This window comes from Lysinibacillus sp. NPDC093216, assembly GCF_050280325.1.
In the GTDB taxonomy this organism is placed as follows: domain Bacteria; phylum Bacillota; class Bacilli; order Bacillales_A; family Planococcaceae; genus Lysinibacillus.
This window is the reverse complement of sequence record NZ_JBNNVB010000004.1, coordinates 271,799-295,451: the sequence shown is the minus strand read 5'-3', so window position 1 is coordinate 295,451 and position 23,653 is coordinate 271,799. Positions and strand designations below refer to the sequence as shown.

Below are 23,653 nucleotides of genomic sequence, written 5' to 3'. Positions count from 1 at the left end.
ATTCTAACTTTTTAAAATAAACATAAAAATTCAGTTGATTTTATATTTATGCATTTGTTATACTAAGCCCAACAGCAACTAAACAAGGAGCGAAGGCTATGAAATTACTCGAGGAAGTACAGTTAAAGTTAGTGTCTAGTTTAAAAGGTAAGGACTTATTAACCTTGCTAGACTACACAAGTGAAGAGGTTCAACAGTTAGTTGAATTAGCAACACAGTTGAAAATGATTACTAAAGAAGGGAAATGTCCGAAGCTACTAGAAGGTAAGACACTCGGCATGATTTTTGAGAAACATTCAACTCGTACTCGTATTTCGTTTGAAGTAGGTATGAACCAATTAGGTGGAAAAGGTATGTTTATGCATGCGCGTGATTTACAGATTGGTCGTGGTGAATCGATTTATGATACAGCACATGTGTTATCAGGTTATTTAGATGGTATTATGATTCGCGCGAACTCTCATGCAATGGTGAAGGAGCTTGCAGAGCATGCATCTATACCGGTTATCAATGGACTAACGGATATTTATCACCCATGTCAAGCTTTAGCGGATTTAGAAACAATCGCTGAAAATAAAGGTCATCTAAAAGGATTAAAAATTGCATATGTTGGAGATGGCAACAACGTGGCGAACTCATTAGTAGTCGCTTCTGCTCATGTAGGAATGAATGTGGCGGTGGCAACACCAGTTGGCTATGAATGTGATGCAGAGGTGATCGCAAAAGCACAGGCTATCGCAGCAGCAAATGGTAGTACAATTATTATTACAAACGATCCTATAGATGCGGTTATAAACGCGGATGTAGTGTATGCAGATGTATGGACGTCGATGGGGCAAGAAGAAGAAACTGCAAAACGCCTAGAAGATTTTGCAGGTTATCAAATTAATGATGAACTTGTCGCATATGCAAAACCGAATTATATGTTCCTGCATTGTTTACCAGCTCATCGTGAAGAAGAAGTAGCATCATCTGTTATTGATGGTCCAAATTCCTACATCTTTGAGCAAGCAGAAAATAGACTTCATGCACAAAAAGCGGTGCTAGCCTCAATTCTAGCTTAACTTCTTTCAGCAAAAGTGTTTTCTGTAGCGAAAGCAAAGCGTCAGCTACAAATGTTTTGAAGTATTGTGCTTCTCAGTTGAGAAATACTATATAGAGAGAGTTCAAATTGGCAACAGAGGGTGCCAATATGAATAATATAACAGTGGTTGCAGACAGAGGGATGTAAGCCACGACGTGATGTATGTTATCAAGATGGATGACCACATCGCTACATAATAAAGTAACCTGGGAGGCGCTAGGTTGCTTTTTTTTTTTTGAAAATATAATACCTAGTTTTCCAATCTTTTATAGAGAATTAAAACAATTATCTATATAATAGGATAAATAAGTAATTTGTGGAGGGCTTCAGATGAACATTGACCATATCGAAGCGTTTTTATATGTAGTGCATTATAAAAGTATTCATAAGGCAGCAAATGCATTGTTTTTATCTCAACCAACTGTGACGGCACGTATTAAATCATTGGAGCGAGAGTTGAATGTAGAGTTATTTCATCGTGATGGACGAAGTGTAATATTATCGGATAAAGGCAAGGATTTTGTACCGTTTGCGACACAGATTGTGCAAACCTTCGAACAAGGAAAGAAACAATTAGAGGAAACGAAGGAGTCTGATGAGGTGTGCATTGGTACAAATGGAGTCACAGCACAATATTTTTTAGCTTACGCATTGCCTAAATGGAAGAAGAAGTTTCCTCATTTGCGCTTTCAGATTATCACAGGTTCAACAGCAGTGATTTTAGAGAAATTGCAAAGTCATCAAATCCATCTTGGTCTTGTTCAATACGTGCATAAGGAAGGAATTTGCAACGAGCTATTATTAAGTAATGCTGTTAAACTTGTGATGCATCGTGAGCACCCATTTATACAACAAAATCTAATGAAAGCAAAGGATCTGGCACAGCAGAAGATGGTGTTTTTTGAATGTGGGGCTTTTGATTGGAATTATGTGCATAAAATGTTTGAGGTAGAGGGCGTATCTGCAAATATTGAAGTGCGAACGGATCATTTAGAGGTAGCAAAAGAATTTATTCGTACGAGAGAATATATGAGCTTCTTACCACATCTCTGTGTAAAAAAGGAGCTTGAAAGTGGGGAATTTGTTGAGATTGATGTGAAGCATTTACTTGATATGAATCAACACATTTTTTTAACGTATAAAAATAAAGCGACGCTGGCGCCAGCCTTTTGGAAAACATTACAAGAAACTGCTATACAATATGAAAGTATTCAAGAAAATTCGAATTGATAAAATATTTTATAAGACAGTAAATTTTTTTCTATTATGTAGCCTATTGCAAATTGTATAAATGAACTGTATTATCTTCCTCAATCCTATTTTATCTATGCGCAACCATAAATAAAATATTTTTTTAATCATAAAACATACTTAACCACTATGTTTAGTAAAAATAAGATTTGAGGAGGAACAAATATGGTGAGACAGGACAAAATTCGATTCGGGGCTATTATTCATGGTGTAGGTGGCAATATTTCAGGTTGGCGTCATCCTAAGGTGGCTAGCAATCAAAGTGTAAGTTTGCCTTTTTATATTCAGCAAGCACAAAAGGCTGAGCAGGGGAAATTTGATGTTGCTTTTATTGCAGATGGTTTATTCATCAATGAAAAATCTATTCCTCATTTTTTAAATCGTTTTGAGCCAATTACAATTCTTTCGGCGCTAGCAGTAGCAACTAAAAACATCGGGTTAGTAGGTACTGTATCAACCTCTTATAGCGAACCATTTACAGTTGCACGCCAATTTGCCTCTTTAGATCATATTAGCGGGGGCCGTGCAGGATGGAATGTCGTCACGACACCATTAGAAAGCACTGCCTTGAACTATAATAAAACAATTGAACAGCATCCTAGCCACGCAGAGCGCTATCAAATTGCTGAAGAATATTTAGAAGTGGCAAAGGGCTTGTGGGATTCATGGGAAGATGATGCTTTCATTGCCGATGTAGAAAATGATGTATTTTTCGATCCTGATAAGCTGCACACACTAAATCATAAGGGCAATTATTTTTCAGTACAAGGTCCGCTAAATATTGCACGTTCTAAGCAGGGGCAGCCTGTTATTTTCCAAGCAGGTTCTTCAGATCCAGGTATTCGATTAGCGGCAAAGGATGCAGATGCAATTTTTACACATGGTGCATCGTTAGAAGAGTCACAGAAATTTTATAAAAGGGTGAAGACTGAGGTTGCGACATTTGGACGCAATCCAGATGAAGTTAAAATTTTTCCAGGAATCTCTCCGATTATTGGCGATACGCTCGAGGAAGCGGAAGCGAAGTATCAGGAAATCGTTGAGCTTGTTTCGATAGAGCGCGCACTTGCTTATCTTGGTCGATATTTCGATCATCATGATTTTTCACAATATGATGTAGATGCACCGTTCCCAGAGCTTGGTGATATTGGAGCAAACAGCTTTAGAAGTACGACTGATTATATTAAAAAATATGCCAAACAAGAAGGGCTAACATTGCGACAAGTAGCGTTACGTGAGGCAACCCCAAAAACAGCATTCTTTGGTACAGCAGAGCATGTTGCTGACCTCGTGCAGGAATGGTTTGAGCAAGAGGCGGCTGATGGCTTTATTATAGGCGTTACTGTACCTGGAGCACTGGATGATTTTGTAGACAAGGTTGTGCCGATTTTACAAGCAAGAGGGTTATACCGTGAAGAATATGAGGCTGACACATTACGTGGTAACTTAGGTTTACCATTTAAAGAAAGCCGTTATGTCAAACAGTCTGTCTGAAAACCTAGTAAATGTATATGAATAAATGTATTTAAGGAGGCAATGTATGAGCTATTCATTAGGTATATTAGATCAAAGTCCTATTATTGAGGACGCAACGAATGAGAAGACCTTACAAAAAACAGTGGCTCTAGCACAAAAAGCAGAGCAATTGGGCTACTCACGTTTTTGGGTGTCAGAGCACCATAATACAGATACATTAGCGGGGTCATCTCCAGAAGTATTAGTATCTTATCTACTTGCTAAAACTAAATCTATCAATATTGGATCGGGTGGAGTGATGCTACAACATTACAGCCCTTACAAGGTAGCAGAAAATTTCCACGTTCTCGCATCGTTGGAACCAGGACGAGTTGATTTAGGCATAGGAAAAGCACCGGGCGGTTTACCTCTTTCTACGAAGGCGTTGCAATATGGCACGCTCAATCAAGGCGAAGATTTTGAGGAAAGATTAACATTTTTACAGCAATTAATTAAGCAAACAATACCAGCAGAGCACGAGTTATATGGAGTACAGGCAACGCCGATTCCAAAGATAAAGCCAGCGTTATTTTTACTTGGGGCAAGTCCACAAAGTGCCGCTCTTGCAGGCACACTAGGCATTGCGTTCGTCTTTGCGCGATTTATTAATAGTGATAATGATGTATTAGCACAAGCAGCTACAGCTTATCGCAAGCATCATCCAAACGGTCATTTTGCCGTCTCCATCGCAGCCCTTGCAGCCCCTACAAAAGAGGAGGCAAAAGAGCTTATTGGTGATCAAAAAATTACGAAGGTGCATTTAGCGAGTGGCAGAAGCCTAACATTACAATCGGTAGAGCTAGCAGAGAAATTTGGTCAGGAATCTGGAGAGTCATATGTGGTGAAGCAATATGATGCAGATATTTTATATGGGACTCCGGATGATATTAAAACGATATTAGATGACTACCATATGCGCTATCAAATTGATGAATTTATTTTGCATACGCCTGTGTTAAAGGAATTTGAACGAGAACGATCATTTGAGCTATTAAGTCCAATAAATTTAAATTTACACTTCCAGCAAAAAGAAGCGGTTAGCTAAGGAGGAAATAAACATGGCAAAAAATATAGATGTAATAGTTTGGTCAAAGCAAGGCTGTAGTTATTGTGATGAAGTGAAAACATACTTGCAACAACAAGGCATTTCTTACAAAACAGTGGATGTGACACATAATGACGCATTCCGTGACATCCTTGAAACAAAATATGGTGTCCGTTATGTTCCGGTTGTCGAAATTGGATCAAATGGCATCTTTAAAGCAGTAACAGAAATTGGACTGGAGCATTTAAAAACAGCACTTGCCGTTGATATACCGTCGCACGCATAAGAAGAGAGGGAATTTCTATGAAAAAATTATCATGTTATTTACTATTGCTGTTAGCTATACTTTTAACAGCTTGTAGTTCTGAAAAGTCCGAAGGGGATGCTAGTGAGAATAATGCAGCACTAGGTGGAAAGGGAGTTCAAAAAATTGTTGTCGGTACCGGTACTCAATTTCCAAATATCTGCTTCATTGATGACAAGGGGAATTTAACCGGTTATGATGTGGAGCTTGTTCGCGCTATCGATGAGAAGCTACCAGAATATGAGTTTGAATTTAAAACAATGGAATTTTCAAATTTATTACTAAGTTTAGAGACAAGGAAGATTGATTTTGTTGCCCATCAAATGGAAGTCAATAGTGAACGAGAGGAGAAATTCCTCTTTAATAAGGAGCCTTATAATGTATTTCCATTAAAAGTAACGGTCAATGCAAAAAACAATTCTATTCAATCCATTGATGATTTGAAAGGGAAAAACGTTAGTGTTTCACCAACTAGTAACTCTGCTGTCTTTCTTGAGAAATACAATAAGGAACACAATTTAGGCGCTAATATTATCTATTCGTCCGGCTCAGTTGATGTTCACAATCAACTTGCGACAGGGCGAATCGAGGCAATCATTACAACACCATTTGCAGTGAAGTACTATAACGAAAGCAATAAAGCACAGGAGAAGGTTGTAGGAGATGCTTTATTAAATTCAAAAGTTTACTTCTTATTAAATAAAGACGAGGTTGTCTTACAGGAGCGACTTGATGATGCTATTCGAGAATTAAGGGCAGAAGGCGTCATTAGTAAGCTAAGTAAGAAATGGCTTGGTGGCGATTATACGGTAGATTTCTAAACGAAATAGGAGAGGGAGAAGGAAGTATGGCTAATGACTTTGACTTCACGCTAATCGCAAAAGTACTTCCAATATTGCTTCAGTATTTACCAGTAACACTCGAAATTTTAGTGTTCGCAATCTTTTTTGGTATGCTGCTTGGTATAGTGATTGCTATACCAAAGCTGCTACACATACCAGTTTTGAAGCAAATCATAACGATTTATATTTCGTTTATTCGAGGTACGCCGATTTTAGTGCAATTGTTTTTAGTGTTTTATGGTATACCAGCGTTATTAAAGCTTGTGCATATTGATGTAACAAGAATGGATGCTATGTATTTTGTAATTATTACTTATACGTTGAGCAATGCTGCATCGTTTGCTGAGATTTTTAGAGCAGCTATTTTAACGGTTGATCGTGGACAAATGGAGGCAGCTTATTCAGTTGGATTAAATGGAATACAGTCCTTTCTACGTATTGTTCTCCCTCAGGCGATTCGTGTCGCCTTTCCAAATATGACAAATACGATGATTAGTTCATTAAAGGATACCTCTTTAGCATTTTCAATTGGTGTCATGGATATGGTGGGACGTGGAGAAACTCTTATCGCTTCAACGACAAGGGCGCTGGAGATTTATTTGGCGTTGTCCATCGTTTATTATGTCATTGTTATGCTGGTAGAAAAGGGTTTAAAACGCAATGAACGATATCTTAATCGATATATGCCAAAGGAAGCTACATCTAGCTAGGGGGATATGCTATGACGATAGATTTTGCTTTTATTTTTGAAGCTTTAATAGAAATTAGTAAAGTATTGCCGTTAACTTTGTTCATGGCAGTTACGCCTGTCTTATTGGGCATATTAATCGGCATAATTGTTGCTTTTGTGCGGATACAACAAACAAAAATTCTCGCACCATTGCTGAATTTTTACGTATCTTTTTTTAGAGGAACACCAATCATTATGCATATTATGCTTATTTATTTTGGCATACCAATTGTTGTTGATGTCATTGCAAAAGCTTTCAAGATAGAGTATCAATCAAGCTCTATCCCTATTTTATTTTTTGTTATTTTGGCTTTGACGCTAAGTGCAGGAGCATATGCCTCCGAAATAATTCGGTCCGGTATTTTAAGTGTGCCTAAGGGACAGCTAGAGGCAGCTTATGCAGTCGGTTTAACATTTTCACAGGCGATGCGACGCTATATTTTACCGCAAGCATTTAGTAAATCCATTCCTAACTTCACAAATGTCTTTATCGGTTTCTTACATGCTACGTCACTAGCTTTTTTCCTATCCGTTAAAGAGTTAACAGGAGTTGCGAATATCGTTGCTTCTATTAATTTAAAGTTTTTGGAGGCATTTATCGCTGTCGGGCTAATTTATTGGGGTGTTTCAGCTATCGTTGAATGGCTGGCACATCGTATCGAAAAAAGAGTAACTGCCTATAGTAGGGGCGGCATTTAAATAGAGTTGTTTATATAGAAAGGGGATAGAACGATGACAGTAGCTGAAATAGTGATTGAACATTTGAAAGAGGAAGACTATGCAAGGTATTTAGAAGTCCTAGTAGAAAGTTATGCACAATATGAAAAAGAATATGAAAACCCAGAGAACTGGGCTTCATACTTAAGTGATATTCGGGCATCTGTTGGTAATCCTAATGCAGAAACAATTTTAGTGGCAAAGCGTGGCGATGAAATTTTAGGAGGACTGCAATTATTTACTGATGCTGAAAAAGCATACGGTTTGCCAGAGCTTAACATACAGTCTACCATTGTGCGCTTGCTTGGCGTGCATCCTAAAGGAAGAGGGCTAGGTGTTGCTAAAAAATTATTGCACGAAAGCTTCGCCTTTGCACGCAATCGTCAGGATCAAGCATTATATTTGCACTCAGGTGATATTATGCAGGCTGCTATTAATCTTTACTTATCTCTAGGCTTTGTAAGAGATGAATCAAAGGAATTTTATAAAGGAGATAAGCTAGTAAAAAGCTTCCGCTATGATTTTTAAATAAAGAATAGTATGGGGTCTATTAAGCATAATTTCCCGTTAAATTTTTAATGCCATAGGAAAAGGGTTTTTCCGCCCCTTTTTCTATGGCATTTGTCTTTAAATCAGAGCTTATGAAATTTTTCCGAAGGCTAAGTATGGGAAAAAACCTTCAAGGAATCGCTCAGTTGCTGGCATAAAGTAAGAGCCGAAATGGAAATCAGGATCTAATGTCGTAATGATCCAAGTTCCGGCGGTAGAGTCAGTATCAATATACAAAACTGCACCACCATCTTCCGTTGTTACTAAAATATCTGCATTCTCAGGAGGCCAAAAAACTCCATGTTGATGCCATGTGCAGTCAGCAAGTGTTAAATATCCGTTAAACAGAGGGTGTTCTGATTTTTGTAATACTAGACCACTTGAAGCATCTTTTTCAAGCCACCACCAAAAATTTGTTAGTCGCTCTTCCCACTGTTGTGCAGGTAGCCAATTCCATGGCTGTGGTCCAAATGCAACTACAATTCCACCTTTTTCAGCAAACGAATGTATTTTTGAAACGCTAGCGAGTAAAAGTTTGTTGTTTAATTGAGAGGGAACAATAAGCACATTTAAGTCGTCGATGTCCGTTTCTAGGAAATCAGGGTGATAAATTAATTTTTTAATATATTGATTGAATTTTGGTTCATGAAATGTACGATAATGTGACTCATTACCACTATATATAACACCGATTCTTCTCATTGTTCTGTGCCCTCCTTTAATGATTGTACCTCTGCTTCGAGCCATGTTAAAAATTGTGGGCGAATACGGTCAGTTGATTTATTTTCATTAGCATAGCCTAGTAAATCCCGTCCTGCATGGACTAAAATAGTACCTTTTGTTGTAGTGCGGTCTACATATGTAACGGCTCTACCGTTTGAAAAAGTAAGTAATAATTCTGCATCGTCTGGTGCGTGATGAAAACCACGTGCAAAAAAGCCAGCAACACCTTTTTTAAATGTCATATCTTCAGTAGTTACATCCTGAAAAATAGCTGAATCTGCAGTTGGAAAAACCTCATAGTCTTTATAATTACGAATAAGCTGTGGCATGAATGGACCGCAACCTGGTAGCCATTCGCGAAATAGATGGCCACAATACACTACGATTTTCTTTTCTTCCAAAAAGGCAGCAATCTTCTCACGTTGACTGTACAAAAATTCTTGATCAATAAAATTTGGTATTAGAATAACATCCACTTCTTCTAGATTTGCGTATGCAAAATCATATTGATCAATTAATTTTGCTTCATTACCTGTATCTTTTTGCATACGACCATTCACACCGAAAGCATGTCCAGGGTCTAGTTTTAGTATCGAAATTGGGACACTCATATTGATTCCTCCAAAAATAAAAGTAAAGTACTAAATTATATCGAAAAAATATTTTATGCTCTTTGAGTAATGTTCAACGGCGATATTATTCCACTAATATCTTGGAAACAAAAGGGAGTACATAAAACTAGTTTGACAATGATAATCATTATCATTATACTGTAATATGTATTTAGATGCAAATGATAATCATTATCAATTGAATCGGAATAGAAAGGAACGGAGAATTAGTTGTCATAACGTTTGATCCAATGTTTCATATTGGGCTTGGTTTTATCGATCAGTCGAAGCCCTTTTTACATGGAATAGCAAAATGGTTAAGAGAGGAAGAAAATAAATGAAAAAATATGGTTATTTAGCAACGCTAGCATTAACCGCAATGCTTGCAGCTTGTGGCAATCAAGATGGAGGATCAGCATCTAATCAATCTGCTGAAACTTCAAAATCGGAGGTTCAGACTACAGCAGAGGGAAAAATTGTGACGGATCAGCTTGGGCGTGAAGTAACAGTACCAAGCACAATTGAGCGTGTCGTGACAGGGGGGATTTTACCTTATTTCTCCACATGGTATGTCGCGACAAACTCAACGAAAGAAATTGTTGGCATGCACCCGAATTCGTATAATGCCGCGAAAAATTCAATTTTAGCAAAAATCTCACCAGATGTTTTAAAAGCAGAAACATCCTTTGTACAAAACGGAGAAGTAAATGTAGAAGAATTAATGAAAATAAATCCTCAGCTCTACGTAGAAATTGCAACAGATGAGAATTCAATTAACAAAATCTCTGAAGCAGGAATTCCTGTTGTTGCTGTAAAAGCTATTGATGCAGCAGCTGCTGAACCTCTAGCAACTTTCAATAGTTGGTTGACTTTAACGAGTCAAATAACAGGAACAACTGATCGTGCTGACCGCTTCTTAGATGAAGGGGAAAAAGTACAGTCAGAACTAAATGCTAAATTGAAAGATGTTGCCACACAGGACAAGCCACGAGCAATGATTTTACATATGCATAATGATAAATCAATTACTGTCGGTGGTAGAAATTTCTTTGGTAACCAATGGCTTAATGCAACTGGAGCTATAGATGTAGCTGAAAATGATGTGGACGGAAGAAAAGAAGTAAATATGGAGCAAATCTATGCTTGGAATCCAGATATCATTTATATCACCAATTTTACTGAAACGCAGCCAGAGGACTTACTTGAAAATAAGGTGAGTGGGCAGGATTGGAGTCAGGTGAAGGCTGTTCAAGAGGGTAAAGTTTATAAAATTCCATTAGGTATTTATCGCTGGTTCCCACCAAGTGGCGATGCGCCATTAATGCTAAAATGGATGGCACAAAAAAATCATCCAACATTATTTGATTATAAAATAGAAGATGAGATTAAAGCGTATTACAAGGACTTCTACGAATTTGATATTTCGGATGATGAAATCCATTCTATCTTAAATCCTTCTTCAGATGCAGCAAAATATTAAGGGTGATTGTAATTATGAAGAAATGGAAAATTGCGCTTTTATGGTTGCTACCGATTTTGGTAGCAATCGTTTCTCTTGGGATTGGTCGATTTGAAGTAGGTTTAGAGCAGATCATTAAAATACTGGCTTCTAAAGTAATTACTGTCGAGCAGACATGGACGCAGATGGAAGAAACTGTAGTTCTGAATATTCGTTTGCCAAGAATTTTACTAGCTTTACTAATTGGTGGGGGGTTATCTATTGCAGGTGCGGGATTCCAAGGGATGTTTGGAAACCCATTAGTATCCCCTGATATTTTAGGGGTTTCTGCAGGTGCGGGATTCGGAGCTTCACTAGGGATATTATTATTTGGTCAAAATATGTATGCGCAAATATTGGCACTTATCTTTGGATTAGGAGCGATTGGTTTTACGTATTTAATTGCTGGTGCAAAAAAGAATGCCCCTATTTTTATGTTTGTGTTAGCTGGTGTTGTGACATCCGCACTTTTTAATGCATTAATTTCGTTAACAAAATTTGTGGCCGATCCGGAGGAAAAATTACCGGCAATTACTTACTGGTTAATGGGGAGTCTTAGCACGGCAACCTACAAGGATTTATTTATTGGTGGTCCGCTAATTTTAATTGGAATCATATTACTGTATTTACTACGTTGGAGATTAAATATTTTAACATTGCCTGAGGATGAAGCAAAGTCAATGGGAATTCCAGTTGCACGTTTAAAATGGTTAGTCATTTTCGGTGCAACTTTAATTACAGCTGCATCCGTAGCTGTTGCTGGTATTGTTGGCTGGGTTGGTTTAATTATTCCACATGTTGCACGTATGCTTGTCGGAAATAATAATCAATTAGTATTACCGGTATCTGTGGCTATTGGTAGTGTTTATCTATTAATAATTGATGATTTAGCTCGTTCATTAACAGCAACGGAAATACCTTTATCTATTTTAACAGCAATTATTGGAGCGCCTTTCTTTGCTTATTTATTACGCCGTTCAGGAGGTGGCTGGGCATGAAAATTGAAGTTGTAAACGGTAATTATCATTATGAAAGAAGAAGAAAAAAATTACCTGATTTATATGCACAAGACATCAATTTCTCATTGGAGCCTGGTGAAATAATGGCGATTCTAGGTCCGAACGGAGCAGGGAAAACGACGATGTTAAAATGTATAACAGGGTTGCTTGAATGGAAAAAAGGAAAGACTTTAATCGACGACAAACCTCTTGCAACATTAAATCGTAAAGAACTATGGAAACGTGTTGGTTATGTACCACAAGCGCATAAAATGGTATTTGGATTTTCAGTAGAAGAGCTTGTCCTAATGGGAAGGGCTCCGTATATTAGCACGCTAGCTCAGCCATCTGCGAAGGATTTGGAAGCCGCTCATCAAGCACTGAAGACGATTGATATTTTACATCTTGCTAAAAAATCATGCAATGAAATTAGCGGTGGTGAGTTGCAGTTAGCTTTAATTGCAAGAACTCTTGTTTCTGAGCCAGAAGTTTTGATTTTAGATGAACCAGAGTCGCATTTGGATATTCAAAAACAAATAGTTATTTTACAAACTATTAAGCGTTTATCAAAGGAACGGGGTATATCGTGCATCATAAATACCCATTATCCCAATCATGCATTTTATCTAGCAGATCGAGTCTTAATGACAGCAAAAGAAAAAGGGGTCATTTACGGTAACGTACAGGAAGTGATGACAGAAGCAAAGATGAAGGAATTTTTTAATCTTGAATTGAAAAAAATTATCTTTGAAGAAGGCGATTATCTGGTTGAAACGATGATACCAAGTGCTCTTGGTACGGAGCGTAACAGTCGTTATGATAATCTACAATAATAAACACGGTCTCTCCGTTCATGGGTGAGATCGTGTTTATTTTTAAGTATCTACATTACATGTTGAAAATTTTCCCTGGATTCATAATGTTATGTGGATCAAGCGCTACCTTTATGCTCTTCATCACTAATAGTGATGTACCGTGCTCTGTACTCTGATATTTCATTTTCCCAATACCAACACCGTGTTCACCCGTACAAGTGCCACCACGCAGTAAAGCAAAGTGCACAATATGTTCATTGAAGCAGTCTGCTTTTGCCTGCTCCTCAGCATCATTTGGATCTAACATTAACAAGGCATGGAAGTTACCGTCTCCAACATGACCTACAATTCCTCCTGCAAGACCAACATCCTCAAGTTGTTCACGAGCATATAAAACGGATTCAGCAAGCATAGATATTGGTACACAAACATCAGTCGACATAAGCTTTTTTCCTGGATAGGCATGGATATATGCATAGGCCAATGAATGGCGCGCCTCCCAGAGCTTATTACGTGCCGCATTGTCTTGTTCAAATTCAACAGAAAGACAGCCGAAGTCCTCGAAAATTTCTTTAGCAAATTCTATATCGGCATGCATACCTGCTTCATTTCCGTGAAATTCTAAAAACAGTGTTGGTTTTTCATCATAGGATGTTTCATTATAAATATTTGCTTGTTTGATAGAGGCTTCATCGACCAGTTCAACACGGCCAATTGAAATACCCGCTTGCAACAATGCGGTTACTGCACTGACAGCATCGCCAACTGTCGTAAAAACTACACGTCCCGCCGTTACAAATTCGGGTATACCATAGACTTGTAAAGTTAATTCTGTAAAGCAACCTAGCGTACCTTCAGAGCCAATGAAAAGGCCATTCAAGTGATACCCAGAAGAGGATTTTGCTGCTAAGCTCCCGGTATGAATGACTGAACCGTCTGCGAGTACAACCTCTAAATTTCGTACTTGATCGCGCATAACACCATACCGCACTGCTGTTGTCCCGCTGGCATTAGTTGCTGCCATTCCACCAAGTGTAGCATCAGCACCAGGGTCAACTGTGAATTGAAGTCCATGTTTTTTTAATTCTTTATTCAATTGAGCACGTGTTACACCCGGTTGTACTTTCACAAGCAGGTCATCTGGTCGAATTTCTAAAATAGCATTCATTTCAGAGAAATCGATAGAAATGCCATTTGCAATGGGAATTGCATTTCCTTCCAAGCTTGAGCCAACACCAAAAGGTACGACTGGTACACGTTCCGCATGCGCAATTTTTAAGATGGCACTGACATCGGCCGTGGAACGAGGAAAGACAACGATATCTGGTAAGCTCATTGTATGATGAGATTCGTCCCTTCCATGTAGCTGTCGCACCGTTTCGTTTGTTGACACCTGTTCTTCAGATAAAACTTTTTTTAGTTGATTTACTATTAATTCTACAGCAACAGTCATTCCAATCCCTCCTAATTTTCTGATAAGTTAAACTTTATCATGCATTTATTGGAAATGGAATGAACTGTCTATAAAAAATTAGTGAGCAAAGGCTTTTTCAAGTTTTTGAACAAATGCATCCTGCTCAGTAGGACTAGATTGCTGCCACCATTTTTCAAAAAACACACCAAGCCCTGGAAGTAAATGCTCTTCACCACGGTTAATTGCATCTTCGACAATATCCTTAAATTCAGCCGCTGATTGACCATGTACGTTTGTCGTAATCGCATCTCTTATTTGAAAATTCATCTATTTCGCCTCCTTAGTAGTAATTTTGTCCAACCTTTTAAGAAATATGTATAGTATGACAGTTAAAAGATATGATTTTTTAAAAATCATACTGTTTTTATGTATAAATATTAAAAAGGACTTATAAAAACTTTCTGATCATATTGACAAAAGAGCGGTTCGACACCTCCTTATATAGTAATTAAGATGAAGGCACCTAGGAATAATGGACTGTGCACAGTCGACAGGACAATAGGATGACAACACAGCATAATAAACAGTTATCGCCTGAGCAACCGTTTGAGGAAGTATTAGAATTAGTCCAACCGATGATAACGTCGATTTTGTTAAGGTGCCGCATTTATAAAGATTTTGAGTATTATCGTCATATAGCATCCATAGCCGTGTGGGAGGCTTGGCGTAAAGCGGATCAATCAAAAGGGTTGTTTTCTGCTTATATTTATACAACCGTTAAAGGAGAAATTTTAAAAGAGCTTTCAAAGGAAAAGAGTTTTGGAAATATTCATACACCTATGGATAATGACACGATAAATTATATTCGAGATCATAAAATGAGTGAAAGCAGTCCAGTTCTTATAGAATGCATTATGTCTCATTTAAAATTTGAAGAAAGAAAAATACTACTACTTTTTTATGTAGAAGGTTTTAGTTACTTGGAAATAGCTAAAGAACTAGGTTTATCTGTGGACGCAGTAAAAAAAAGACGCACAAGAATAATGATTAAGCTTCGCGAGTTATTATATTCAAAAGACGAATAGTGCGATAAGTATCAAAGGTATGCTAATATCAAAACTGAATATTGGCATACTTTTAGTTGCATACAAATTCCAATAAAAATGCTATGATTTGTAAGAAGTCAAAGAAAAATACAATTTTTAATTTTATATTTCCTTTAGGTAGATCATATTACCTATCTAATTTTATATATATTGGTATGGAGGGTTTCTGTTGGAGAATTGGTTGAAACAATTAGAGATAGAAAAGAAAGAGATTTGGTATGTAGTATTGCCACTATTGCTAGTGTTGCCACTATTAGGTTTAAGTAATCAGGTATTTGGTTCTTTTAAGGAAGAAAGTTACATTTGTTTGAATTTGATTATACAAATACTAATTATTGTTTTTACAATGGCAATCGCTATTCAATCTTGGCTCGTTTTTTCACACTTATTATCGAGCCAAACATTATACATAGGTAATTTATTTTTTATCATCGCCTTGTTTGAATTAGTGAGCTTGGTTACCGCTCAATATCCAATGGCTGATACACTATATTTGGAAATATGGTTGGATTTAATAATGCGTTTATGCTTATCAATCGGTTTTCTTTTTATTATTTTAAAGCCAAAAAAACGCTTAACGATGAATGATCGTAATTATACATATAGCAGTTCCTTATTATTTGTACTACTGAGCCTTTTTCTAGTGTATCTCTCTTCAAAATATTTTTTACTTGAAGAACAATTGTTGCTGAAAGCAAGCGCTATTGTTCATTTAATGTCTGCTGTCTTACAAGGTGTAACGATAGTGATTTTAAGTAAGTATAAAAAAAAGTTGCCTAAACGAGTTATGTGGCTTATTACCGCAGCAATTTATTTGATTATTAGTGATATTTTCTTTGCGTTCATCAAAGATTTGAAATCAATTTGGGGCTTTTCAGCATTAATTTATCAATTTTTCGCATTCTACTTTTTCCTAAAAGCCATTTATTATACAACTGTTGAAAAACCATATACGCAACTTTTAAAAATAAAGCGAGATCTTGAGCATTCGCAACAGGAGCTTCATTTTCAAGCTTATCATGATGATATTACTAAGCTTCCAAATGAACATTTATTATTGAAAACATTAAAAGAGGATTTACACGATAATAGTCATCAAAAAGCAATCATTGCTATTGAGATTGACCGCCTTGCTGCTATTCGCTCATCTATAGGTATAAGCTATTCTAATACAATGATGAAGCTCGTAGGTGAGAGAATTCAAGCTATATTACCGCCTCATTATTTTGCTACAAAGCTTCGTGAGGGACAGTTTATTATTTATATTAATCGGGTGAAGACAAGAGAAGAGTTGCTACAATTTTGCTTGAACTTGAAGAGTGCTATGAAAAAACCATTACAAGTACAACTATTTCCGCTCAACGGAAATCTTAATATTGGCATTGCCTTGCATGAAGAAGATTGCTCAGGGGAAGAGCTTTTAATGCACGCCCAGTTAGCGATGAGGGAAGCTGGTCAAATACCTCAAAGAGTTCTTTTTTATAAGCCATATATGTCAAATGGCATTGCTGATCGTATATTGATTGAGCAAGAGCTCCATAAAGCATTAGCTAATGAAGAATTCTACTTGGATTTTCAGCCTCAAGTAAATTTAAAAACGGGTAAAATTGAATCGGTAGAAGCGCTAGTACGTTGGCGTCATCCAACCCGTGGATTTGTTTCACCTGAGTTGTTTATCCCAATTGCAGAAGAATCTGGTCTAATTATTCCTTTAGGAAAATGGATTTTAGAAATGGCGTGCAGTCAAGCGAAGACATGGAAGGAGCAAGGTTTGCCTCCGGTGAAGGTTGCTGTGAATTTATCCATTGGACAGTTATTCCAGCAAGATTTAGTGCAAATGGTACAAGAAATCTTACAACGTACAAATTTAGAACCGAAATATTTACAATTAGAAATTACAGAAAGTATGACGATGAACATTGATCAAATAACTCAGCTACTTCATGAGTTAAAGGCAATTGGTATCCAAATTGCTGTTGATGACTTTGGGACAGGGTATTCGTCACTTTCATATTTAAAAGATTTTCCAATCGATTGTTTAAAAATTGATCGGGCGTTCGTTCGAAATATTCAGCATAACCCAAATGATGAGGCGCTCGTTTCCATGATTTTATCAATGGCGAAGCATTTGAGATTAAAGGTTGTTGCTGAAGGAATTGAAGAAGTGGAGCAGCTTGCTTTCCTTATTAACGGTGGTTGTGATTATATTCAGGGCTATTTATTTAGTAAACCGATTTCTGCTGAACAGATTTCCAACACCTTCACAGAGTTAAACAATCGAGCAAGGGATATTTTAACAGAGTTTAAATATGAAGAGGATTACGTCATTTAAATATCAGAGGTGAAAAAAATTGAAAAAAATAATAATGGTAGTAGGGTATAGTATATTTTTAACAACCTTTTTATTTTTATCATTAAAAACATTGATTTTTTCTACGATGAGTGAGTCTTTTCCGAATGCTCCATTTTTTCTAAGTTTACTGTTAATAATAGCTATTTCAGTGATGTTAGGTTTATTATTAAGAAAATTTGCTAGTGATTCTAAACAATTGTTTTTATGGTCTACTGTTATTTCATGGATCTTCGCATTGGCAATATTCTGGGGTTATTAAAGTACTTTTCACTTTTGGGATGCATTAATTTTATAAAAGTTCTATGTTGTTGTTGATTGGAGTGGGAGGCTACTCGACTCCCATGGGGAAGCGGCTCGGCGCTCGCCCACAGGAAGCTCTGCTCTGCGCGAAAGCGAAGCGTCAGCGACAAAGCGAGTAGCCTAGAACGGAAACCACCCCCTCGATTTGCCGAGAGCTAAACTTTATTTAATATGACCCCATTAATGTCATTGCCGTAATAGTTTTCAACAACATGAAAACTGCCTACTTCGCCACAGGAAGTAAGCAGTTTTTTATTTGAGGATAAAGTTTAATGTACGAGGTACTCTTCTTTTAATTCTCCTATGTCCACTTCAGATCGTTCCTCTAAAGAACGACGTAAATGGACAGTTGCAGTTTTACCATCATCATGAAGTTTGTCAATCCAAATAGATACACCATTATAGCTTACTTCATATTCTTTTGGTGAGGCGACAATTTCTTGTGCACGTGTATAATCCACTTGAAGGCCCCCTTATTTTTTTGTTTTGCCTTCTTTAGTGACTGAATTAATCATGTTCATAAACTCTTGAGAAAACTCTTCACTAGCTTTTTCACTCACTTTGTCTGGCGCTATTTTTTGGTTTTTTGGCGTTTGAGGCAATGACCCTTTGTTGGCGCTTTTACCTTGCTTATTGTCTCTTCCCATGTTCAGTTTCTCCTTTCGATTTGATATTTCTTAATATGGCTTTGAATTGATTATTTTATCATGGGAAAAACTAGGGAAAGGTAAGAATTTATTGTAGTACTTTTTGTGTTAATAGATCAGCCTTAAATGAGCATAATAAGCTTAAAAAGGCCTGAATTCCAAGGTTTTTTAACGCCCTCAAAGTGGCTCATTGGACATCCTTTGGAACCGAAATCACCCTCACGATGAGTCTTAATTTATAAGGAAACCTTTTTGATAGAAAAATCATTATTTAATAACGCCCAGTTTTGTGGGAAAGGGAAACCTAAAGCCCAATAGCTAATACCTCGAAGATTATATTCTTTCGTCATGTAAAACTTAGCTTGTGCACTTCTAGCATCTTCAAACCATACCTCATGATTTTTACCTTGTTCATCAACATAACGGAAAAACGGCGACTGTGCGGTCCTATCGTATTGAATGGTTGCGCCATGTTTTATTGCTCTGTTAAGGGCTTCTTGAGAGCTGAATGTTTCTGCCTCCTGACCTTTAACATGAGGTAGAAGCCAATCGCGAGCATAAATTTCAAAGCCTAAAAATATTTTGTTAGCAGGCATAACTGATAAAGCATATTCCACAACTTTTCTCATTTCGTTAATGGGTGAAATGGCTTGTGGTGGACCAAGTCGGTATCCCCACTCATATGTCATCAAAATGACAAAGTCTGCAATTCTTCCGTGTGCTTCATAATCATGTGCTTCATATAATGTTCCTGCCTGCGTTGCGCTCGTTTTTGGCGCAAGTGCCGTTGATACTAGGAATCCTTTTGGGTGAAGACGATCAACAGCTAATTGAAGGAAAGTGTTGTAATTCTCTCGATCTGCTGGAAGAACGTTTTCAAAATCAACGTTTAGAACTTTATAGCCCTTTTCCTGCATCACTTGCAAAGTATTGTTAATAACCTTTTCCCGTAAATCTGCATTAGATAAAATAACATGTGATAAGTTGGAACCGGCCTCTGTGGAAGAGAAATTCGTAAGGGTCAACATAGGTGTAATGTTTTTGGCAATAGCTGCATCGATCATTTCTTTATCCTTTATAGGCTGTAATGTTCCATCCTCCTTCACCATATAAGCAAAGGGACTAAAATAAGTTAGTAAATGACCGATTGCGTTAATCGACTGTACGGCTTCTTTAGGCTCTTCATACGTATAAGCATTTACTTCAATGGAAGGCTTTGCTCTCGGAATAATCAAATGCGCACCAGCATAAATCATGTTTGGATCTGAAATTCCATTTTCTAAAACAATTGCTTGAACAGTCGTTCCGTATTGTGTAGCAATTTGCGATAGAGTTTCCCCTGGCAGCACAATATGTGTAGTGGGTGGAATAATTAGTCTAGTTCCAGGTGTTAAAACATCTGGATTTGTTAAATGATTTTCTGTGATAATCGATTGCATAGCCACCCCATAATGTTGGGAAATCGACCATAAGGTGTCACCCCTTTTTACTATATGAGTTGTGTAGGGAGAAGGGATAACAAGTGCTTGCCCGATTACTAATTGATCTGGATTAGATAAAGCGTTTAATTGGATAATGGAATTTATAGGTACAGAATAGCTGTTTGCAATTTGCCAAAGTGTTTCACCAGCGCTCACAACATGAATAATCATTAGGACACCTCCTTAGTGGTTTCAATATAGCATCATATGTATGAATAAAGAGAATGAGCATTTATCTTTCATTTTTAAGCGATAAAAATTCCGATTTTCATATTCTTTCCAAGTGATAAGCATAGGATAAAACATATGTATTGCATCATTTGAGAGAGGAGCTGTATTTTGAAGAAAGTAAAGCTCACAGGAAGAATTGTTACCCCTAAAGATCCGGACTATGAGCAAGCAAGAACAAATAATAACTTAAATGATCCCAAATTTCCCGGTATCATTGTATTTTGTCGACGTACGAAAGATGTTATCAACGCATTAAGATGGGCGAGAGAAAATAATGAATCGTTTCGAATCAGAAGTGGAAGACATAACTATGAAAATTATTCATTATTAAATGAAGGTCTTGTTATAGATGTTAGTGATATGAATGACATAACAATTAATCGGCAAGATATGACAGCGACAATTGAAGCGGGCGCTAATATAAGAAAAGTGTATCGGGTATTATGGGAAAATGGTTTTACAATCCCGGCAGGAACTGAAGGTAGTGTAGGGGTTGTTGGTTTAACACTTGGTGGCGGAATTGGCATGCTATCGCGTCCATTTGGGCTAACATGTGACAATCTACTAGAACTGGAAATAGTTGTTGCGAGTGGTCATGAAGGGGCTGAAGTAATCCAAGCTGATAAGCAGAGAAATAGTGATTTATTTTGGGCAAGTTGTGGCGGGGGCGGTGGGAATTTTGGCATCGTTACAGCTCTTACATTTAAACTGCATCCTATTTCTAACGTATCGATTTTCTCCATTACATGGGAATGGGAAGATTTTGAACGAGCCTTTGACGCATGGCAAAAATGGGCACCGTATACAGATGAACGCTTGACCTCACAGATTGAGCTGAAATCTAAGGAAGTGGGCGAAATTGTTGCTCAAGGTGAGTTTATAGGTACGGCATCTGAGTTAAAGAAACTACTCCGTCCTTTAAGGAAAACAGGTTCACCAACGAATATATGGATAAAGGAAGTACCGTATATTAAAGCTGTAGAATTTTTCGACTTACCGAGCGGCAACAAACCAGCCCTTCGTAAAAGGTCAGGATCCTTTATTGAAAGGCCATTCCCTCATGCTGCCATTGTACAAATGAAAGAATTTTTATCGAACGCTCCAAATAGAGATACGACCATTTGGCAGCAGTCTCTTAGAGGTGCGGTAAGCCAAATTGCGTCAAACCGAACAGCTTATTATTATAGGAATGCTTTGCTTGCTCAGGAGTATAATACTTCATGGAAAAAAGCTAAAGAAGAAGAAAAAAATATTCAGTGGGTGGAGAATTTAAGAAGAACTTTGTCACCTTACACTGCTGGTGATTATGTGAATTTCCCAGATCGTTTTATAAAAGATTGGCCAACTGCCTATTATGGTCGTAACCTTAGAATGCTTAGAGAGGTAAAGGGAAAATACGATCCGTTTAATGTATTTCATTTTCCTCAAAGTATTCCGCCAAATAGAAAATGGCTTTAAGTGAGAGTCAATGAAAAATGAAAGAGCAGACTGAAGATGGGAATCTGCTCTTTTTTTCTACATTAACTGCCCATAGACTATTTTTCTGCAAGTATTTTATTGATCGCTGGAATATCAGCAGGAGCAAAATTAAGATTGAGAAGTTCGTTTCGAGGGACCCATCTAATTTCAGTATGTTCTAGCAGGACCGGCTCTCCCTTTGTAATCGACGCTTTAAATGTTTCTAAGCGTACGATAAATTTTTCATATTCATAAATGGTATCCTCAACCTTTTCCTCAACTTGTATAGAGCAATTAAACTCCTCTAATATTTCACGAGTTAAAGCTTGTTCCGGCGATTCGCCCTCTTCGATTTTACCACCAGGGAATTCCCAATAATTTGCTAGTACCATATTAGGATTTCTTAACGCACAAAAAATTTCGTGCTTATCATTTTCGATAATTGCACCTACTACATGTACATTTTTTTTCATTTATTTTCATCCCCGTTGTGCATTCTTAAAATATTGAAAATTATAACATATATCACTGAATTCCCCCATTATCTAGTAGGGAATAATTTTGCTCATTTCCATAGCGTGGGGTTGATTTCCGTTCCGGCTGGGCGCTTTCCTGGGGGCGTCCGATGAGCCGCTTCGCTGCGCTCCAGGGTCTCATCTGTGACGCTAATCCCCAAGGAGTCGCCCAGCCTCCACTCCAATCAACTTTTTCACATGGTATACGTTTTAACAAAATGTCATCCCAAAATACAGATGATGGCAAAATATCTTAGCGTGTATGGCTCATCGTAATAGCGTGGAGTTGATTTCCGTTCCGTCAGAGGGCATTATTTTCCAATGATTGGTAAATGGAGAAATAACAATTAAACTGTTTTTTGCATGACTATGTAATTTATCGTTTTCTACTGTATAATAATGAACAATATATAGGAAAAAGGCGGTACGAGGTACGATGAAAAGAATTGAATCTACGCAAAATGCGTTAGTGAAATATTGGAAGAAGCTTGCGACAACACGTAAAGAGCGTGAAAGATCTGGAGAATTCCTAGTAGAGGGATTCCACTTGGTAGAGGAAGCATTAAAAAATAACGAGCAGGTGCTACAGCTAATTGTACGTGAAGGTGTAGATTTACCAATGCTTTGGCCGATTGATAATGTAGCCGTAGTTGAAGTAACAGCAGCTGTTGCCAAAGAGTTTGCTGAAACGGAAACATCTCAAGGTGTATTTGCAGTTTGTAAGCAACCTTTGTTAGAAGAAGATGTAATGGCTTCATGGCGCAAGGTGCTACTAATTGATGCTGTGCAAGATCCAGGAAATATTGGAACGATGATTCGTACTGCGGATGCAGCTGGTTTGGATGCAGTCATACTCGGTAAGGGCTGTGCGGATTTATATAATCCTAAAACGCTTCGCTCTGCGCAAGGCTCGCATTTCCACATTCCTGTCCTTCGTGGTGATTTAGAGGAATGGATTGAGCAGCTACAAGATAATGGTGTACCAGTATTTGGAACTGCTTTAGATGAGGATGCAGTTGTCTATAATGATATTGAGCATACTGGTGCATTCGCGATAATGATGGGGAATGAAGGTAGTGGTATTCATCCACAATTACTTTCGATGACAGATCAAAATATTATTATTCCAATTTTGGGACAAGCGGAATCTTTAAACGTAGCAGTAGCAACAGGAATCGTTTTATATGGATTTGTTAAGTAGGGAATAAAAGTAATCAAAGATGGAATAATAAGGATATATTAAAATTGAGCTCATCACTAAAAAGTTATAGATAATATATTTAAATATTTGCACTGTATATTAGTTGATTGGAGTGGAGGCTGGGCGACTCCTTGGGGATCAGCGATAGAGGAACAAAGGCTAAAACCATCACATCCTGTGATAACGCCTTCCTGACCAACATCATGTTGGTCCGAGACCCTGCAGCGAAGCGAAGCGGCTCATCGGACTCCCCCGGGAAAGCGCC

At 37.5% G+C, this 23,653-nt stretch carries 25 protein-coding genes; 17 read left to right on the top strand and 8 right to left on the bottom strand.

The features are described 5' to 3' along the window. The first annotated feature begins 98 nt into the window (after positions 1-98). The 9 genes from argF to ACQKOG_RS07555 all read left to right on the top strand — a co-directional run bounded on the left by argF (position 99) and on the right by ACQKOG_RS07555 (position 8,016). Positions 99-1,064, top strand: coding sequence for an ornithine carbamoyltransferase (gene argF / locus ACQKOG_RS07595; protein WP_370075629.1), 966 nt, complete (start codon positions 99-101; stop codon positions 1,062-1,064). A 350-nt stretch (positions 1,065-1,414) separates the two neighbouring features. Continuing rightward, positions 1,415-2,314, top strand: a complete 900-nt coding sequence (locus ACQKOG_RS07590) for a LysR family transcriptional regulator (RefSeq protein ID WP_427445837.1) — start codon at positions 1,415-1,417, stop codon at positions 2,312-2,314. 186 nt (positions 2,315-2,500) lie between these two features. Further along, entirely contained in the window at positions 2,501-3,829 is a 1,329-nt protein-coding gene (locus ACQKOG_RS07585) for an LLM class flavin-dependent oxidoreductase (protein WP_370075627.1), read from the top strand. Between the two features lie 46 nt (positions 3,830-3,875). Further along, positions 3,876-4,895: an LLM class flavin-dependent oxidoreductase gene (locus ACQKOG_RS07580; RefSeq protein WP_370075626.1), complete on the top strand. Its 1,020-nt coding sequence runs from the start codon at positions 3,876-3,878 to the stop codon at positions 4,893-4,895. 13 nt (positions 4,896-4,908) lie between these two features. After that, positions 4,909-5,181, top strand: coding sequence for a glutaredoxin family protein (locus tag ACQKOG_RS07575; protein WP_370075625.1), 273 nt, complete (start codon positions 4,909-4,911; stop codon positions 5,179-5,181). Between the two features lie 17 nt (positions 5,182-5,198). After that, entirely contained in the window at positions 5,199-6,020 is an 822-nt protein-coding gene (locus ACQKOG_RS07570) for a transporter substrate-binding domain-containing protein (RefSeq protein ID WP_370075624.1), read from the top strand. Positions 6,021-6,046: 26 nt separating this feature from the next. Continuing rightward, positions 6,047-6,751, top strand: a complete 705-nt coding sequence (locus tag ACQKOG_RS07565) for an amino acid ABC transporter permease (protein WP_370075623.1) — start codon at positions 6,047-6,049, stop codon at positions 6,749-6,751. Positions 6,752-6,762: 11 nt separating this feature from the next. Then, positions 6,763-7,470 carry an amino acid ABC transporter permease gene (locus tag ACQKOG_RS07560; protein WP_370075622.1) on the top strand — a complete coding sequence of 236 codons (708 nt, stop codon included), beginning with the start codon at positions 6,763-6,765 and terminating at the stop codon, positions 7,468-7,470. Positions 7,471-7,503: 33 nt separating this feature from the next. Continuing rightward, a complete protein-coding gene (locus ACQKOG_RS07555; RefSeq protein ID WP_370075621.1) occupies positions 7,504-8,016 on the top strand; it encodes a GNAT family N-acetyltransferase in 513 nt (170 codons plus the stop codon). 111 nt (positions 8,017-8,127) lie between these two features. Here the strand turns inward: ACQKOG_RS07555 and ACQKOG_RS07550 are convergent, their stop codons facing one another. Then, positions 8,128-8,739, bottom strand: coding sequence for a hypothetical protein (locus tag ACQKOG_RS07550; protein ID WP_427445832.1), 612 nt, complete (start codon positions 8,737-8,739; stop codon positions 8,128-8,130). After that, positions 8,736-9,371 (bottom strand): hypothetical protein, encoded by a 636-nt coding sequence (locus ACQKOG_RS07545; RefSeq protein WP_370075617.1) that lies wholly within the window; start codon positions 9,369-9,371, stop codon positions 8,736-8,738. The genes ACQKOG_RS07550 and ACQKOG_RS07545 overlap by 4 nt, the downstream gene beginning before the upstream one ends. Before the next feature lie 337 nt (positions 9,372-9,708). On the opposite strand from ACQKOG_RS07545, the gene ACQKOG_RS07540 reads away from it, so the two are divergent. Genes ACQKOG_RS07540 through ACQKOG_RS07530 form a run of 3 tightly spaced genes read left to right on the top strand, consistent with a single transcriptional unit; the run spans position 9,709 to position 12,700 of the window. Continuing rightward, on the top strand, positions 9,709-10,851 hold the full coding sequence (locus tag ACQKOG_RS07540) for an ABC transporter substrate-binding protein (RefSeq protein WP_370075615.1): 1,143 nt from the start codon (positions 9,709-9,711) through the stop codon (positions 10,849-10,851). 14 nt (positions 10,852-10,865) lie between these two features. After that, on the top strand, positions 10,866-11,867 hold the full coding sequence (locus tag ACQKOG_RS07535) for a FecCD family ABC transporter permease (protein WP_402868425.1): 1,002 nt from the start codon (positions 10,866-10,868) through the stop codon (positions 11,865-11,867). After that, on the top strand, positions 11,864-12,700 hold the full coding sequence (locus tag ACQKOG_RS07530) for an ABC transporter ATP-binding protein (protein ID WP_427445829.1): 837 nt from the start codon (positions 11,864-11,866) through the stop codon (positions 12,698-12,700). The genes ACQKOG_RS07535 and ACQKOG_RS07530 overlap by 4 nt, the downstream gene beginning before the upstream one ends. 55 nt (positions 12,701-12,755) lie before the next feature. Here ACQKOG_RS07530 and ACQKOG_RS07525 read toward each other — a convergent pair whose 3' ends face one another. Continuing rightward, complete coding sequence (locus ACQKOG_RS07525) at positions 12,756-14,135, bottom strand: FAD-binding oxidoreductase (RefSeq protein WP_370075609.1); 1,380 nt, start codon at positions 14,133-14,135, stop codon at positions 12,756-12,758. A gap of 78 nt (positions 14,136-14,213) precedes the next feature. Next, positions 14,214-14,423, bottom strand: a complete 210-nt coding sequence (gene sspI, locus ACQKOG_RS07520) for a small acid-soluble spore protein SspI (RefSeq protein WP_370075607.1) — start codon at positions 14,421-14,423, stop codon at positions 14,214-14,216. A 236-nt stretch (positions 14,424-14,659) separates the two neighbouring features. Here sspI and ACQKOG_RS07515 point away from each other — a divergent pair, with 236 nt between their 5' ends. The 3 genes from ACQKOG_RS07515 to ACQKOG_RS07505 all read left to right on the top strand — a co-directional run bounded on the left by ACQKOG_RS07515 (position 14,660) and on the right by ACQKOG_RS07505 (position 17,814). Next, on the top strand, positions 14,660-15,181 hold the full coding sequence (locus ACQKOG_RS07515) for a sigma-70 family RNA polymerase sigma factor (protein ID WP_370075605.1): 522 nt from the start codon (positions 14,660-14,662) through the stop codon (positions 15,179-15,181). 190 nt (positions 15,182-15,371) lie between these two features. Then, on the top strand, positions 15,372-17,534 hold the full coding sequence (locus ACQKOG_RS07510; protein WP_427445826.1) for a bifunctional diguanylate cyclase/phosphodiesterase: 2,163 nt from the start codon (positions 15,372-15,374) through the stop codon (positions 17,532-17,534). A gap of 19 nt (positions 17,535-17,553) precedes the next feature. Next, entirely contained in the window at positions 17,554-17,814 is a 261-nt protein-coding gene (locus tag ACQKOG_RS07505; protein ID WP_402868434.1) for a hypothetical protein, read from the top strand. 310 nt (positions 17,815-18,124) lie between these two features. Here ACQKOG_RS07505 and ACQKOG_RS07500 read toward each other — a convergent pair whose 3' ends face one another. The 3 genes from ACQKOG_RS07500 to ACQKOG_RS07490 form a co-directional block, all read right to left on the bottom strand. After that, on the bottom strand, positions 18,125-18,316 hold the full coding sequence (locus ACQKOG_RS07500) for an H-type small acid-soluble spore protein (RefSeq protein WP_100544861.1): 192 nt from the start codon (positions 18,314-18,316) through the stop codon (positions 18,125-18,127). A gap of 12 nt (positions 18,317-18,328) precedes the next feature. Next, the gene (locus ACQKOG_RS07495) at positions 18,329-18,502 is read right to left on the bottom strand and encodes a hypothetical protein (RefSeq protein ID WP_370075599.1); all 174 of its coding nucleotides are present in this window, start codon (positions 18,500-18,502) and stop codon (positions 18,329-18,331) included. A 236-nt stretch (positions 18,503-18,738) separates the two neighbouring features. Beyond that, positions 18,739-20,154, bottom strand: a complete 1,416-nt coding sequence (locus ACQKOG_RS07490) for a LysM peptidoglycan-binding domain-containing protein (protein ID WP_427445822.1) — start codon at positions 20,152-20,154, stop codon at positions 18,739-18,741. 168 nt (positions 20,155-20,322) lie between these two features. On the opposite strand from ACQKOG_RS07490, the gene ACQKOG_RS07485 reads away from it, so the two are divergent. Further along, entirely contained in the window at positions 20,323-21,672 is a 1,350-nt protein-coding gene (locus ACQKOG_RS07485) for an FAD-binding oxidoreductase (protein WP_427445820.1), read from the top strand. Between the two features lie 77 nt (positions 21,673-21,749). Here the strand turns inward: ACQKOG_RS07485 and ACQKOG_RS07480 are convergent, their stop codons facing one another. Beyond that, positions 21,750-22,145, bottom strand: a complete 396-nt coding sequence (locus ACQKOG_RS07480) for a (deoxy)nucleoside triphosphate pyrophosphohydrolase (protein WP_415731889.1) — start codon at positions 22,143-22,145, stop codon at positions 21,750-21,752. Positions 22,146-22,623: 478 nt separating this feature from the next. Between ACQKOG_RS07480 and ACQKOG_RS07475 the strand changes: the two genes are divergently transcribed. Then, complete coding sequence (locus ACQKOG_RS07475; RefSeq protein ID WP_427445818.1) at positions 22,624-23,388, top strand: TrmH family RNA methyltransferase; 765 nt, start codon at positions 22,624-22,626, stop codon at positions 23,386-23,388. Positions 23,389-23,653: the final 265 nt, after the last annotated feature.

Coding starts and splice junctions, on each gene's coding strand:
- argF (WP_370075629.1), top strand. CDS start 99: ATGAAATTACTCGAGGAAGTACAGTTAAAGTTAGTGTCTAGTTTAAAA.
- ACQKOG_RS07590 (WP_427445837.1), top strand. CDS start 1,415: ATGAACATTGACCATATCGAAGCGTTTTTATATGTAGTGCATTATAAA.
- ACQKOG_RS07585 (WP_370075627.1), top strand. CDS start 2,501: ATGGTGAGACAGGACAAAATTCGATTCGGGGCTATTATTCATGGTGTA.
- ACQKOG_RS07580 (WP_370075626.1), top strand. CDS start 3,876: ATGAGCTATTCATTAGGTATATTAGATCAAAGTCCTATTATTGAGGAC.
- ACQKOG_RS07575 (WP_370075625.1), top strand. CDS start 4,909: ATGGCAAAAAATATAGATGTAATAGTTTGGTCAAAGCAAGGCTGTAGT.
- ACQKOG_RS07570 (WP_370075624.1), top strand. CDS start 5,199: ATGAAAAAATTATCATGTTATTTACTATTGCTGTTAGCTATACTTTTA.
- ACQKOG_RS07565 (WP_370075623.1), top strand. CDS start 6,047: ATGGCTAATGACTTTGACTTCACGCTAATCGCAAAAGTACTTCCAATA.
- ACQKOG_RS07560 (WP_370075622.1), top strand. CDS start 6,763: ATGACGATAGATTTTGCTTTTATTTTTGAAGCTTTAATAGAAATTAGT.
- ACQKOG_RS07555 (WP_370075621.1), top strand. CDS start 7,504: ATGACAGTAGCTGAAATAGTGATTGAACATTTGAAAGAGGAAGACTAT.
- ACQKOG_RS07550 (WP_427445832.1), bottom strand. CDS start 8,739: ATGAGAAGAATCGGTGTTATATATAGTGGTAATGAGTCACATTATCGT.
- ACQKOG_RS07545 (WP_370075617.1), bottom strand. CDS start 9,371: ATGAGTGTCCCAATTTCGATACTAAAACTAGACCCTGGACATGCTTTC.
- ACQKOG_RS07540 (WP_370075615.1), top strand. CDS start 9,709: ATGAAAAAATATGGTTATTTAGCAACGCTAGCATTAACCGCAATGCTT.
- ACQKOG_RS07535 (WP_402868425.1), top strand. CDS start 10,866: ATGAAGAAATGGAAAATTGCGCTTTTATGGTTGCTACCGATTTTGGTA.
- ACQKOG_RS07530 (WP_427445829.1), top strand. CDS start 11,864: ATGAAAATTGAAGTTGTAAACGGTAATTATCATTATGAAAGAAGAAGA.
- ACQKOG_RS07525 (WP_370075609.1), bottom strand. CDS start 14,135: ATGACTGTTGCTGTAGAATTAATAGTAAATCAACTAAAAAAAGTTTTA.
- sspI (WP_370075607.1), bottom strand. CDS start 14,423: ATGAATTTTCAAATAAGAGATGCGATTACGACAAACGTACATGGTCAA.
- ACQKOG_RS07515 (WP_370075605.1), top strand. CDS start 14,660: ATGACAACACAGCATAATAAACAGTTATCGCCTGAGCAACCGTTTGAG.
- ACQKOG_RS07495 (WP_370075599.1), bottom strand. CDS start 18,502: ATGGGAAGAGACAATAAGCAAGGTAAAAGCGCCAACAAAGGGTCATTG.
- ACQKOG_RS07490 (WP_427445822.1), bottom strand. CDS start 20,154: ATGATTATTCATGTTGTGAGCGCTGGTGAAACACTTTGGCAAATTGCA.
- ACQKOG_RS07480 (WP_415731889.1), bottom strand. CDS start 22,145: ATGAAAAAAAATGTACATGTAGTAGGTGCAATTATCGAAAATGATAAG.
- ACQKOG_RS07475 (WP_427445818.1), top strand. CDS start 22,624: ATGAAAAGAATTGAATCTACGCAAAATGCGTTAGTGAAATATTGGAAG.